This window comes from Neorhizobium sp. T7_12, assembly GCF_002968535.1.
Taxonomy (GTDB): domain Bacteria; phylum Pseudomonadota; class Alphaproteobacteria; order Rhizobiales; family Rhizobiaceae; genus Neorhizobium; species Neorhizobium tomejilense.
The window spans coordinates 821,702-834,522 of sequence record NZ_PVBK01000001.1 but is presented as its reverse complement, the minus strand read 5'-3'; the positions used below and the strand labels follow the sequence as shown (position 1 = coordinate 834,522).

The following is a 12,821-nucleotide window of genomic DNA, read 5'->3' as shown; positions in this document are numbered from 1 at the left end:
GAGCGCCCGGCCCATGTTGACACGAAACCGGTCCGAAAAGGAATTACTTCAGGAAGCCGTTCTTCTTGAGAAAATCCTCGGCAACCGCCTTAGCCGGTTCGCCACCCACCTGCACGCGACCATTGAGGTCCTGCAGCGTGACGAGATCGAGCTTGGCGAAGACAGGCTTCAGCACCGCCTCGATGTTCGGGTTCTTCTTGAGCACCTCTTCGCGGATGATCGGGGTCGGCTGGTAGACCGGCTGGACGCCCTTGTCGTCTTCGAGAACAACGAGCCCGGAAGGCGCGATTCCGCCGTCAGTACCGTAAACCATGGCGGCATTGGCATTGTTGGTCTTATTAGCGGCGGCACCGATAGTTGCAGCCGTATCGCCGCCCGAGAGCGTGATCAGCTGGTCGGGCTTCAGCTTGAAGCCGTAGGTGGTCTGGAATGCCGGCAAGGCTGCGGCCGAATTGACGAATTCGGAGGAGGCAGCCAGCACGATCTTGCCGCCGCCGGTCACATATTTGCCGAAGTCGGTCAGCGTCTTCAGCTTGTTGGCGTCGGCAACGTCCTTGCGCACCGCGATCGCCCAGGTGTTGTTGGCCGAAGACGGCGCCAGCCAGACGATCTTGTTGGCGTCGTAATCGAGCTTCTTGACCGCCTCATAGGCCTTTTGCGGGTTCTTCCAGGCCGGATCGTCGCCCTTCTCGAAGAAGAAGGCGCCATTGCCGGTATATTCCGGATAGATGTCGATCTCGCCAGCGGTGATCGCCTTGCGCACCACCGGCGTCGCACCGAGCTGGATGCGGTCGGTGGCCTGGATGTTGTTCGCCTTCAGCATGGCAAGGATGATATTGCCCAGCACGCCGCCTTCCGTATCGATCTTGGACGAGACGACGACCTGGGCATTCGCCATGGTGGCCGAAACGCCAAGCGCGAAAGCAATGCCTAAAAGCTTCTTTTTCAAAGACATGACAGAATTTCCCTCCGGATCGCCAGTCACCACCTCGTTTGACTTGGCCTGGAACACATAAAAGCCAACCTTATGTAGGGCGACTTATGGAATGTGCGAGTTCTGGAAGGGCGCGCCGGGCAATATTTTGTGCGGTGCATTTTTACACGCCGATCGACCTAGCTCATAAGATTGGCCGCCGCTGACTTCACGCTTGAGGCACGCGGATCAGATGTTTCTCGCCCGAGCGAATGACGTGATCTCGCATCAGGCGCTCGGCAAGATCGGGATCGCGGTCGGCGATCGTATTGGCGATGGCCTCATGCTCCTCGACCGCCAGAAAGCGCTCCCGCTCCTCCGACAGCACGCTGAGACGGGCTGCGTGGGTGTAGATGCTCTGGCCGCCCTGCAGGCGACGAAGATAGCCGCAGCCGGATGCTTCATGGATGACGTTGTGGAAGCGCTCGTTGAGAGCGATGAGCTGCAGCACGTCCACTGTCTTGAGGCCCGCCCGCATCTCGACGATGAGCTCGCGCATCAGGGCCACGTCCTCATCCTTCGCCCGCTTGGCGGCCTGGCGAGCAATCATGCTCTCGAGTGCTGCACGCGCAAGCATCATCTCTTCCGCTTGGCCGGCATTGAAGGTGACATAAATCCCGCGGCGAGGCTCCGACCGTACCAGCCCTTCGGCCTCAAGCACGCGCAAAGCCTCCTTCAGCGGTGTCGTGCTTATGCCGAGCTGGCCGGCCAGATGGCGCTCGTTCAGCTTCTCGCCGCTCTTCAGCCGCCCGGAAAGTATGGCATCGCGTACCAGCCCGTAAACGTGGTCGCGCAGGCTTTTCAGAAAAACCGGCGCCACTGGCAGAAGCGCGTTGTCGCTTCCCATCCGCGTCCTCCACCTTTGTCCCTTTCGCCGATCTAGCACCTGAAATTTGATATATCAATTTAAAACGAGCGTGTTTAAGTTGGCGTCGGGCGGGAGGAGCTCCGTCCCTGGGATCGCAACAGAATCGATCCCGGAACGATGGCAGGATTTCTGGAAGAGCAAGCATGACTAAGGAAGCAGCCGATCTCCGTAGCGCCCGTTGGTTCGCACCGGATGATCTCCGTTCGTCGGGACACCGCTCCCGCATGATGCAGATGGGGTATGACGAGAAGGATTGGGGCAAGAGGCCGATCATCGCCATCCTCAATACCTGGTCCGACCTCAACGCCTGCCACGCCCATTTCAAGGATCGCGTCGAACACGTGAAGCGCGGCGTGCTACAGGCCGGCGGCTTCCCGGTCGAACTGCCGGTCCAGTCGCTGTCCGAAAGCGCGCTGAAGCCGACATCGATGCTTTATCGCAACTTCCTCGCCATGGAGGCCGAGGAACTTTTGCGCGCCCATCCGGTCGACGGGGCAGTGCTGATGGGCGGCTGCGACAAGACCACGCCAGCTCTTGTCATGGGCGCCATCAGCGCCGGTTTCCCGATGATCTTCCTGCCCGCCGGCCCGATGCTGCGCGGCAACTACAAGGGCGAATGGCTGGGCTCCGGCTCGGATGCCTGGAAATACTGGGACGAGCGCCGCGCCGGCACGATTTCGGAAGAACAATGGACTGGCGTCGAAGAGGGCATTGCCCGCTCCTACGGCCATTGCATGACCTTCGGCACCGCAAGCACCATGACCGCCATCGCCGAAGCGCTCGGCCTTACCCTCCCCGGTGCCAGTTCCATTCCCGCGGCCGACGTCAACCACATACGGATGAGCACCCGCTGCGGCCGGCGGATCGTCGAAATGGTCTGGGACGAACTGACGCCTGACAAGATCATCACGGCGGATGCAGTCCACAATGCGACGACGGTCGCCATGGCGACAGGCTGTTCCACCAACGCGGTCGTGCATCTGCTGTCGATGGCCCGCCGCGCCGGTGTGCCGCTGACGCTGGACGATCTCGACAAGGCGGGACGCACGACGCCTGTTGTCGCCAACATCCGTCCATCCGGCGACAAATATCTGATGGAAGACTTCTATTACGCCGGAGGCCTGCGCGCCCTGATGTCGGAGATCAAGGATCTCCTGAAACTCGACGCCATGACCGTCAGCGGTTTCCCGCTCGGCGAGACGCTGAAAGGCGCCGAAGTCTACAACAGCGACGTCATCCGCCCCTTGTCGAACCCGATCTATCATGAGGGCTCGCTGGCGGTCCTCAAGGGCAACCTCGCGCCCGACGGCTGCGTCATGAAGCCTTCCGCCTGCGAGCCGCGGCTGCGGGTCCACGAAGGCCCTGCCCTCGTCTTCGACAGTTATCCGGAAATGAAGGCGATGATCGACCGCGAAGACCTCGACGTCACCGCCGATCACGTGCTGATCCTGCGCAACGCCGGACCCAAAGGCGGTCCCGGCATGCCGGAATGGGGCATGCTGCCGATCCCGAAGAAGATCCTGAAACAGGGTTTCCGCGACATGCTGCGCGTTTCCGATGCCCGCATGTCCGGCACGAGCTACGGCGCCTGTATCCTGCACGTGGCGCCTGAAGCCCATATCGGCGGCCCGCTATCGCTGGTGCGCACCGGCGACATCATCCGCGTCGACCTGCCGAACCGCTCGATCGACATCCTGGTGGACGAAGCAACGCTCGCCAAACGCCGCGCCGAATGGGTGGCGCCTGCCGACAAGTACGGCCGCGGCTACGGCTGGATGTTTACCAAGCACATCAAGCAGGCCAACGAAGGCTGCGACTTCGACTTCCTCGAACGGGAATTCGGCGCCACCGCCGGCGAGCCCGAGATCTTCTGACCCGACATTTCTTTGAGTGGAGCACCATGACCGACTACGTTCTTTCCGACGCCACACGCCAGAAATACGAGGGCGTCAGCTGCGCGACGATCTGCACCGCGCTCTTCAAGCGCGGCCTGCGCAATCAGTTCATCCAGGATGTCCGGCCGCTTTCCCAGAAGCCTAAGAACATGGTCGGCCAGGCCTTCACGTTGCGCTACATCCCGGCACGCGAAGACCTGAACCCGCTCTCGGTGTTTCAGAACCCGGAGCATCCGCAGCGCGCCGCCGTCGAGCAGTGCCCACCCGGCCATGTCATGGTCATGGACAGCCGCAAGGATCCCCGCGCGGCCTCCGCCGGCTCTATCCTCGTATCGCGCCTGATGGTGCGCGGTGTCGCCGGCGTCGTCACCGATGGCGGTTTTCGCGATAGTCCGGAGATCGCCGAACTCGGCATCCGTGCCTACCACAACCGCCCCTCGGCCCCGACCAACCTCACCCTGCACCAGGCACTCGACATCAACGTGCCCATCGGCTGCGGCGACGTCGCCGTCTGGCCGGGCGACGTGGTGGTCGGCGACAACGAGGGAGTGGTCATCATCCCGGCGCATATCGCCGACGAAATCGCCGATGAGGTGATCGAAATGACTGCGTTTGAGGATTTCGTGACCGAGGAAGTCCTGAACGGCCGCTCGATCATCGGCCTCTACCCGGCGACGAAGGAAGAGAGCAAAGCCGACTTCGCCCGCTGGCGTCAGGCCAAGGGCCGCTGAGGCGACGACTGGCCGATATCCAACCGCTATGAACCTGCCGCCGTTTCGCGCAGGTCCTTGAAAAGCACGTTCTGGTCGGAGAGGTATTTGGCAAAGATCGGCAGGCTGGCCCCGCCGATCGCCCGCGCCTGAGAGCCGACCATTCCCTCGATGATATCGGGGATGATGACGCCCTGAAGGTCGAGCCGCGTCACCGCTTCGATGGTCGAGGCGACGATCCGTTGCCTGACCCAGCCCGGAAAACCGCCGTCGATCACGGCCGCGCCGAAATCGATGATCGAGGCTGCCGCAACGATCGCCTGGGCAAGCGCGTCCGCGGTTTGCCGGATCCACAGATCGAGCGGCTCTCCGAAATCGATCCAGTCGTCGGCGGAATACCAGAGCGGCTGCGGATCGACGTTCCGCTCCTTCAGGAGATTCTCGAGAACGAAGATCGAGGCAATGTCGAGCAACTGGCGCGTCTCGCCATCGCCGCTGCGCACGGGAAGCGGCCCGACAGCGCCCGCGGTCCCGGTCCGACCGGAAAAGATCGCCGAATTCAGAACGATCCCGCCGCCAATGAACGATCCAATGAAGAAATACACGAAATCCGGATAGGAGGGGCCGACGCCGAACACCAGTTCTGCACCGCAGGCGCTTGTCGCGTCGTTCTGCAGGTAGACCGCGTGCTGGACCTTGCTCGCAATTTCAGCCTGCAGATCGAACCCGCGCCAGACCTCCATCGCCCCTTGCGGCGCACCCACCTCGTCGGCCCAGTTCCAGAGTTCGAATGGCGCAGCGATGCCGATCCCGGCGATGCGGCCGCGCTGCACCTCGTTCAGCTGGCCTTCGAGCCGCGCAATGCCGGATGTGATGATCTCGATGATCTTTCCGGGAAGCGGATAGGCGTAGGATTCGTGATATTGCAGCCGGATGCGCCCGACAAAATCCATCAGGACCAAGTCGGCGCTACGCCGGCCGATCTTCACGCCGAACGAATAGACCGCATCTGGATTGAGGCGCATCGGCACCGAAGGCTGCCCAACCCGGCCACGCACCGGTTCACCGCGCAACAGAAGGCCGTCCTTTTCGAGCGCCCGCATGATGACCGAAACGGTCTGGGCCGAAAGCCCGCTGCGCCGGGTGATGTCCGCCTTCGACATGGAGCCGTTCAGCCGCACCAGCGAAAGCACGAGCCTCTCGTTATAAGCCCTCACCCGCACCTGATTTGAACCGCCGGTGAAATTGCCCAGCAGCGCATGGCCTTGCGCCACGCTATCTGAAACTGACATGGCTCTTCCTCCCAGAAGCGTGGAATCGACGGAAGCACCTCATTCGGGAATGCAGGGTATCCTTCTGATATCCTGAATTAAATCCCAAGGTACGCCGCGCACAGATCGCCAGATTCTGAACCTCCACTTCGGCAAACTATGGCACGAGAAATAAATAATTCAATCGGAATTAATTATTGACAGGCTATTTCAACTCGTTCTTAATTAGGGTGTAAGGGCACAGGACGGCTTGGAGGAGACGCCTGTCGAACTCGGTGGCACCGGTGTCCGAACGTTGGTCCGCATGGCGGACAAGTCTTAACTCTGGGAGGAGACCATGAAGAAATCCGTATTGTCCGCCGCATTCGGCGCCCTTGTCCTGGGCGTTGCGTTTTCCGCTCCCGCGGAGGCCGCAGGCGTATCCGCCTGCCTGATCACCAAGACCGACACCAACCCCTTCTTCGTCAAGATGAAGGAAGGTGCGACGGCCAAGGCCAAGGAACTCGGCGTGACGCTGAAATCCTATGCCGGCAAGATCGATGGTGACAGCGAAAGCCAGGTTGCCGCCATCGAAAGCTGCGTCGCCGACGGCGCCAAGGGCATTCTGATCACCGCATCCGACACCAAGGGCATCGTGCCGACCGTCAAGAAGGCCCGCGACGCCGGCGTCCTGGTCATCGCGCTCGACACTCCGCTCGATCCGATCAGTGCCGCCGATGCCACGTTCGCGACCGACAACCTTCTCGCCGGCAAGCTGATCGGCCAGTGGGCAAAGGAAACCATGGGCGACAAGGCCAAGGATGCCAAGGTCGGCTTCCTTGACCTGACCCCGGACCAGCCGACGGTCGACGTGCTGCGCGACCAGGGCTTCATGATCGGCTTTGGCATCGATCCCAAGAACCCGGACAAGATCGGCGACGAAACCGACAAGCGCATCGTCGGCCACGACGTGACCAACGGCAACGAGGAAGGCGGCCGCAAGGCCATGGAAAACCTTCTCCAGAAAAATTCCGGCATCAACGTCATCCACACGATCAACGAACCCTCTGCCGTCGGCGCCTACCAGGCCCTGAAGGCCGTCGGCATGGAAAAGAACGTGTTGATCGTTTCGGTGGACGGCGGTTGCCCGGGCGTCAAGTCGGTCAAGGAAGGCGTGATCGGCGCCACCTCGCAGCAATATCCGCTGCTGATGGCATCGCTCGGCATCGAAGCGATCAAGAAGTTCGCCGACACCAAGGAAAAGCCGAAGCCGACCGAAGGCAAGTCCTTCTTCGACACCGGCGTTGCGCTCGTCACCGACAAGCCGGTCCCCGGCGTCAAGTCGATCGACGTCAAGGAAGGTACGGCCAAGTGCTGGGGTTGATCCCCACCATATAGCCCATCCCGGCCGGGGGTTAATGTCCCCGGCCATTTTGGACCAATGATACACCGCTGGGGAGCAACCGGCGAAGACCGGTCATACTCAACGGACGGTTCCTGCGCATTCGGCGCGCGGAGGAGGAAACATGAGCGAAACCCAGGAATTCGAGCGTGTTCTCGACGGCAGCGACAAGAGCGTTGCCTCGTTCGAGAGCCAGGACGTCTCTCTCTTAAAACGCGCGCAGCATTTTCTGCACTCGACACCCGCTGCCGTGCCGCTGATCGTGCTGATCCTGTCGATCATCATCTTCGGCGTCGCCATCGGTGGGCGGTTCTTCTCGTCCTACACGCTGACGCTGATCCTCCAGCAGATCGCGGTGGTCGGCATTCTCGGCGCTGCCCAGACGCTGATCATCCTCACCGCCGGCATCGATCTCTCGATAGGGGTGGTGATGGTGATATCGGCTGTCATCATGGGCAATTTCGCCGTGACCTACGGCATGCCCACCGGCATCGCGATCCTCGTCGGCCTGATCACCGGCGGCGCCTGCGGCTTTTTCAACGGGTTCCTCGTCGCGGTCATGCGGTTGCCGCCGTTCATCGTGACGCTCGGCTCCTGGAACATCATCATGGCGACGAATTTCATCTATTCCGCCAACGAGACGATCCGCGATACCGACGTGGACGAAAAGGCCCCGCTCCTCCATCTCTTCGCGCTCAATTTCAGGATCGGCAGCGCCATCCTGACGCTTGGCGTCATCGCCATGGTCCTGCTCGTGGCGGTGCTCTGGTACATCCTCAACCATACGGCCTGGGGAAGGCATGTCTACGCCGTCGGTGACGACCCGGAAGCTGCAAAACTCTCCGGCATCCAGACCCGCAAGGTTCTGCTCAGCGTCTACACGATCGCGGGGGTCATCGCCGCCTTCGCCGCCTGGGTGTCGATCGGCCGCAACGGCTCGATCTCGCCTTCCTCGGCAGTGACCGACTTCAACCTCCAAGCGATCACCGCGACGGTGATCGGCGGCATCTCGCTGTTCGGCGGCCGCGGTTCCATCCTCGGCACGCTGTTTGGCGCCATGCTCGTCGGCGTCATGTCGATGGGTCTCAACATGCTCGGCGCCGATCCCCAATGGAAAGTCATGCTGACCGGCTGGCTCATCATCGCCGCCGTCGCAATCGATCAGTGGATCAGAAAGGTCTCGGTGTAATCATGAGCGTCGAACCCATTCTCACAGCCCGCGGCCTGGTCAAGCGTTACGGACGCGTCACTGCTCTCGACAACGCCGATTTCGATCTCTACCCCGGCGAAATCCTCGCCGTCATCGGCGACAACGGCGCCGGCAAGTCCTCGCTAATCAAGGCGATCTCCGGCGCGGTACGGCCCGACGAGGGCGAAATCACGCTCGAAGGCCGGCCGGTGCATTTCAAGTCGCCGCTGGAAGCCCGCGACGCGGGCATCGAAACCGTCTACCAGAACCTGGCGCTCTCCCCCGCCCTGTCGATCGCCGACAACATGTTTCTCGGTCGCGAAATCCGCAAGCGCGGCGTGCTCGGACAGTGGTTCCGCATGCTCGACCGGCCGACGATGGAAAAGCAGGCGCGCGACAAGCTCACGGAACTCGGGCTGATGACGATCCAGAACATCAACCAAGCCGTCGAGACCCTGTCGGGCGGCCAGCGTCAAGGCGTCGCCGTGGCACGTGCCGCAGCGTTCGGCTCCAAGGTTATCATTCTCGACGAACCAACCGCCGCACTCGGCGTCAAGGAAAGCCGGAAGGTTCTGGAGCTCATCCTCGACGTGCGCTCGCGCGGCATCCCGATCGTGCTCATCTCGCACAACATGCCGCATGTGTTCGAAGTAGCCGACCGCATTCATATTCATCGGCTTGGACGACGGCTGACCGTGATCGATCCCAAAGAGTACACGATGTCCGACGCGGTCGCCTTCATGACCGGCGCCAAGGCCCCCGCCCAGCCCGTCGCGGCGTAACGGTCGCCCCGACCAAGCTCCTGTCGGAGCCGTCCTCCGATCGCCTGTTCCAAGAGATACAGGCGATCGGGTACCTCACGATAATATCCCGTCGCCCTCTCCCACCGCGGCCCGCTCGCGGGAGAGGACGGCGGCATTGTGCTGCGGACCTTGAGGAGCAGCCGTTCCCCCCGGCCGGCCCGACTGTACTGGGTGCGGGCATGGTATAGGCATTCTCAACCCCGACGTCTGCCACGAACACCAGGCGACCTTCCTGCCGGTAATATCCGAGCAGCGCGCGTCCTCAACACAATAAATCTCCTGCCATTCTTGAATGCATCGAAGGATGACGCCGATCACCCGGACGATATCGGTCTTCCCGCCGATCGTTCGATCGGCGGTACTTGTGACCAAAATGATTACGATAGAAAATTCCTATCATGAAAAACATAAAGAATTTTATATTCCATTCCGCTACGCGGCATTGCCGTCGCCGGATGACCGTGCCACCCGCAAATCAGGCGTATTTCTAAGGCCTTATCGCCTGCAGCTCATTAGATCCCGCACCAATCCCCATAGTAGATCCGCCGTCGAAATGAAGCGACGGCGGCACCAGCCTGTTGAAAACATTCGATACGAATAAAAAATTCCATACTTAATTGACAGGACGGAATTATCTAATAGGTTGTTAACACTTAAGGGGTGGGGAGTGGTGCTGGAACCGGCTGATGAAGAAACGCGAAAAACTCTTCATTTTTGATATTGGCGGAGTATTCGTGAAGCTCGATCCGGCTTCCCGCGACCGCGCGGTATCGAAGGCCGGCGGTGCAGGCCCGTCCATGCGGTACGGCGACGTTCCGGAAGCGATCTTCCGCGATTTCCGCCTTGGGCGGTCCACGGAAGTCGACTACGTGCAGGCGCTGACCAGGGTATTCGATGTGCCGCACGAAAGCATCTACGAAGCCGAGCATGCCTATGTTGCCAAAGGTTTTCATGAGTTCATCGCGTTTGTTCGCAGGCTCCGGGAAAACCATCGCGTCGTTTGCCTCAGCAACAATCAGGCGATCCATTGGCGCCATATCAGCGAGAACCTTCTGGGCGCCGGTTATTTCGATCGCGAATACCTTTCCCATGAAATGGGCCTTGAGAAACCGGACCGCGTGATTTTTGAGGCAGTATCGCAGGCGGAGGGATGTTCGGAAAAGGACGTCTTCTTCATCGACGACATCGAGGAAAATGTTCTGTCGGCTCGCGAAGTCGGATGGCAGCATTGCATCGTCCATCGCGATTCGGTTGAAACGGCTAAATTGCTCGCGGCGCTTGCCGTCGAGCAGACTTTGAATTGACGAGTACGGAGTTTCGGCATGGCTCGAATGACCCTCAGCGGCATCAAGAAAAGCTTCAAATCCGTCGACGTGCTGCACGGGATCGACCTCGAGATTTCCGACAGGGAGTTCGTCGTTTTCGTCGGCCCGTCGGGATGCGGAAAATCCACGCTGCTGCGATTGATCGCCGGCCTCGACACGATTAGCTCGGGTGAGTTTCACGTCGACGACCGTCGGATGAACGATGTCGCCCCGTCGCGCCGCGGCATCGCTATGGTCTTCCAGTCCTATGCGCTCTATCCGCATATGGATGTCTACGAGAACATGGCCTTTGGCGCACGGCTGATGGGCCTCGAAAAGGGCGAGGTCGAAAAGCGCATCGACGAAGCCTCCAAGATGCTGCGGCTGGACCCGCTGTTAAAGCGCAAGCCGCGAGAGCTCTCCGGCGGCCAGCGCCAGCGCGTCGCGATCGGCCGCGCGCTGGTCAGGAAGCCTAAAGTCCTGCTCCTCGACGAGCCGCTTTCCAACTTGGATGCGGCGCTTCGCTCCGACGTGCGCCTGGAAATCGCAAGGCTTCACCGGGAAATCGGCGGCACCACCATCTACGTTACCCATGACCAGGTCGAAGCCATGACGCTTGCCGACCGGATCGTCGTCATGAACAATGGCAACGTGGAGCAGTTCGGCAGCCCCCGAGAACTCTACGAGAGGCCGGCGAACACGTTCGTCGCAACCTTTATCGGCTCGCCACGCATGTCGCTTCTCGATGTCGAGCGAAACGGCAATCATCTGGCCCTTGCCGGATCAGGCGCGGTCAGCGCCTCCCGCCTCCCCCATTCCGACGAGCGGAATCTGGTCATCGGCGTCCGGCCGGATGCGATGACGATCTCCACGGACGAGAATACCGAGGGTTTCAAGGGCAGCGTCGTCTACACCGAATATCTGGGCGAGAACACGTATGTATATGTCCGCCTCGGCGACGGTACGCTGGTCGGCATCCGGTCCTTGGCCTCGGTCGACCTCCCTCCGGACACGCCGGTCGTCATCACGGTCGCTTCGGAGCAAATCCACTATTTCAGCCGCGCAACGAGGGAGAGGTTGGCGGCCTGAGAGCACTTTTCGTCTCCTATAAATACCAAGAGGATGGAACCAGATGAAAAAGCTAGTTAGCAGCACGATAATAGCCCTGGGGGCCCTGGCGACGGCTTTGCCGGCAATGGCGCAGGAATTGACCTTCTGGAGCTGGCGCCAGGAAGATAAGGCCCAGTACCAGAAATTTATCTCCGCTTTCGAGACGAAGAACCCGGGCATCACCGTCAAGTTCGAGACGTTCGAAGCGACGAACTACAACACCATCCTGTCGACCGCCCTTGCCGGCGGTTCGGGACCGGACCTGATGTTTGCCCGTGCCTATGGCGGCCTGGAAAACGTCGCGAACGCCGGCTATCTGCTGCCGCTCGACAAGACCAACGTTCCTGCGCTCGAGAAATTCGCACCGGCCGCCGTCGCCGCTGAAACCGCCCGCTCGAGCAAGATCACCTACGCGGTGCCCTTCGCCAGCCAGACGATGCTAGTGATCTATAACAAGGACATCTTCGACAAGAACGGTCTGAAGGAGCCGGAAACCTTTGACGAACTCGTCAAGGCTTCCGAAAAGCTGAAGGCGGCCGGCATTATGCCGTTCGGCAACGGCACGGCGACGGCCTGGCAGAACGAGGTCATGGTCGGCGGCATCGCCTCCACCGTGATGGGCCGGGGCTTCTATGATGACCTGATGGCCGGCAAAGCCGATTTCACAGACAAGCGTTACATCGAGGCGCTCACCAAGCTCAAGGAAATCACCAAATATTTCCCTGACGGCTTTATCGGTCTCGACTACGCTTCATCGCAGCAGCTCTTCGCATCCGGCATGGCCGGCATGTTCGTCGGTGGTTCCTACGAGCTTTCGAACTTCAAGAAGCAGAACCCCGCGATCAAAATGGGCATCTTCGCGATGCCGGGCCTGAAGGCCGGTGACGAAAAGCTGGTCGCCCAATATTTCGATGGTGGTTATGCGGTCAACGCCAAGACCACCAAGAAGGAAGCGGCGCTGAAGTTCGTCAACTTCCTCGCCAGCCAGGAATTCGGCCAGATGTTCGCCGACGACCTGAACAATATCTCGGCTGTGCCGGGCGTAAACTTCAAGGAACCGCTGCTGGGTGAAGTCGCCGAACTCAACAAGCACTCCATCCCCTACATCATGCTGGTGCATTTCCGGTACGGTGAACCATCCGGTTCCGTCCTGCTGCAGGGCGAAATCCAGAAGCTGTTCGGCGGCAAGGCGACCCCGGAAGAGGTCGGCAAGAACCTGACGACCGGCCTCGCCGCCTGGTACGCACCGTTCAAGAAATAATCGAAAGGGGAGCGGCCGGACAGCGGCCGTTCCCCATATTTTCCAACCAAAGAGAA

At 60.7% G+C, this 12,821-nt stretch carries 12 protein-coding genes; 9 read left to right on the top strand and 3 right to left on the bottom strand.

Annotated features, from left to right (window positions below):
- Positions 1 to 43: 43 nt before the first annotated feature.
- Together C5J26_RS04225 and C5J26_RS04220 are read right to left on the bottom strand one after the other, a co-directional pair.
- Complete coding sequence (locus tag C5J26_RS04225) at positions 44 to 955, bottom strand: ABC transporter substrate-binding protein (protein WP_105400619.1); 912 nt, start codon at positions 953 to 955, stop codon at positions 44 to 46.
- A gap of 187 nt (positions 956 to 1,142) precedes the next feature.
- On the bottom strand, positions 1,143 to 1,820 hold the full coding sequence (locus C5J26_RS04220; protein ID WP_105400618.1) for a GntR family transcriptional regulator: 678 nt from the start codon (positions 1,818 to 1,820) through the stop codon (positions 1,143 to 1,145).
- A 164-nt stretch (positions 1,821 to 1,984) separates the two neighbouring features.
- Between C5J26_RS04220 and araD the strand changes: the two genes are divergently transcribed.
- The gene (gene araD, locus C5J26_RS04215; protein ID WP_105400617.1) at positions 1,985 to 3,715 is read left to right on the top strand and encodes an L-arabinonate dehydratase; all 1,731 of its coding nucleotides are present in this window, start codon (positions 1,985 to 1,987) and stop codon (positions 3,713 to 3,715) included.
- Between the two features lie 26 nt (positions 3,716 to 3,741).
- Positions 3,742 to 4,467, top strand: coding sequence for a ribonuclease activity regulator RraA (locus C5J26_RS04210; protein ID WP_105400616.1), 726 nt, complete (start codon positions 3,742 to 3,744; stop codon positions 4,465 to 4,467).
- A 26-nt stretch (positions 4,468 to 4,493) separates the two neighbouring features.
- On the opposite strand, the gene C5J26_RS04205 is transcribed toward C5J26_RS04210, so the two are convergent.
- Positions 4,494 to 5,738: an ROK family transcriptional regulator gene (locus C5J26_RS04205; RefSeq protein WP_105400615.1), complete on the bottom strand. Its 1,245-nt coding sequence runs from the start codon at positions 5,736 to 5,738 to the stop codon at positions 4,494 to 4,496.
- Between the two features lie 316 nt (positions 5,739 to 6,054).
- On the opposite strand from C5J26_RS04205, the gene C5J26_RS04200 reads away from it, so the two are divergent.
- The 7 genes from C5J26_RS04200 to C5J26_RS04175 all read left to right on the top strand — a co-directional run bounded on the left by C5J26_RS04200 (position 6,055) and on the right by C5J26_RS04175 (position 12,765).
- Complete coding sequence (locus tag C5J26_RS04200) at positions 6,055 to 7,080, top strand: sugar ABC transporter substrate-binding protein (RefSeq protein ID WP_046603982.1); 1,026 nt, start codon at positions 6,055 to 6,057, stop codon at positions 7,078 to 7,080.
- A 142-nt stretch (positions 7,081 to 7,222) separates the two neighbouring features.
- Entirely contained in the window at positions 7,223 to 8,287 is a 1,065-nt protein-coding gene (locus tag C5J26_RS04195) for an ABC transporter permease (protein WP_046668591.1), read from the top strand.
- A 2-nt stretch (positions 8,288 to 8,289) separates the two neighbouring features.
- Positions 8,290 to 9,069: an ATP-binding cassette domain-containing protein gene (locus C5J26_RS04190; RefSeq protein ID WP_046633225.1), complete on the top strand. Its 780-nt coding sequence runs from the start codon at positions 8,290 to 8,292 to the stop codon at positions 9,067 to 9,069.
- A 325-nt stretch (positions 9,070 to 9,394) separates the two neighbouring features.
- The gene (locus tag C5J26_RS32535) at positions 9,395 to 9,691 is read left to right on the top strand and encodes a hypothetical protein (protein ID WP_172745747.1); all 297 of its coding nucleotides are present in this window, start codon (positions 9,395 to 9,397) and stop codon (positions 9,689 to 9,691) included.
- An 85-nt stretch (positions 9,692 to 9,776) separates the two neighbouring features.
- Positions 9,777 to 10,394, top strand: a complete 618-nt coding sequence (locus C5J26_RS04185; protein ID WP_105400614.1) for an HAD-IA family hydrolase — start codon at positions 9,777 to 9,779, stop codon at positions 10,392 to 10,394.
- Positions 10,395 to 10,412: 18 nt separating this feature from the next.
- A complete protein-coding gene (locus C5J26_RS04180; protein WP_105400613.1) occupies positions 10,413 to 11,483 on the top strand; it encodes an ABC transporter ATP-binding protein in 1,071 nt (356 codons plus the stop codon).
- 43 nt (positions 11,484 to 11,526) lie between these two features.
- Positions 11,527 to 12,765, top strand: a complete 1,239-nt coding sequence (locus tag C5J26_RS04175) for an extracellular solute-binding protein (RefSeq protein ID WP_105400612.1) — start codon at positions 11,527 to 11,529, stop codon at positions 12,763 to 12,765.
- The last annotated feature ends 56 nt before the right edge of the window (positions 12,766 to 12,821 follow it).

Bases quoted from the DNA above. Each gene is read 5' to 3' on its own strand.
- C5J26_RS04175 (WP_105400612.1), top strand. From the start codon at position 11,527: ATGAAAAAGCTAGTTAGCAGCACGATAATAGCCCTGGGGGCCCTGGCG.
- C5J26_RS04205 (WP_105400615.1), bottom strand. From the start codon at position 5,738: ATGTCAGTTTCAGATAGCGTGGCGCAAGGCCATGCGCTGCTGGGCAAT.
- C5J26_RS32535 (WP_172745747.1), top strand. From the start codon at position 9,395: ATGACGCCGATCACCCGGACGATATCGGTCTTCCCGCCGATCGTTCGA.
- C5J26_RS04195 (WP_046668591.1), top strand. From the start codon at position 7,223: ATGAGCGAAACCCAGGAATTCGAGCGTGTTCTCGACGGCAGCGACAAG.
- C5J26_RS04220 (WP_105400618.1), bottom strand. From the start codon at position 1,820: ATGGGAAGCGACAACGCGCTTCTGCCAGTGGCGCCGGTTTTTCTGAAA.
- C5J26_RS04180 (WP_105400613.1), top strand. From the start codon at position 10,413: ATGGCTCGAATGACCCTCAGCGGCATCAAGAAAAGCTTCAAATCCGTC.
- araD (WP_105400617.1), top strand. From the start codon at position 1,985: ATGACTAAGGAAGCAGCCGATCTCCGTAGCGCCCGTTGGTTCGCACCG.
- C5J26_RS04200 (WP_046603982.1), top strand. From the start codon at position 6,055: ATGAAGAAATCCGTATTGTCCGCCGCATTCGGCGCCCTTGTCCTGGGC.
- C5J26_RS04185 (WP_105400614.1), top strand. From the start codon at position 9,777: ATGAAGAAACGCGAAAAACTCTTCATTTTTGATATTGGCGGAGTATTC.
- C5J26_RS04190 (WP_046633225.1), top strand. From the start codon at position 8,290: ATGAGCGTCGAACCCATTCTCACAGCCCGCGGCCTGGTCAAGCGTTAC.
- C5J26_RS04210 (WP_105400616.1), top strand. From the start codon at position 3,742: ATGACCGACTACGTTCTTTCCGACGCCACACGCCAGAAATACGAGGGC.
- C5J26_RS04225 (WP_105400619.1), bottom strand. From the start codon at position 955: ATGTCTTTGAAAAAGAAGCTTTTAGGCATTGCTTTCGCGCTTGGCGTT.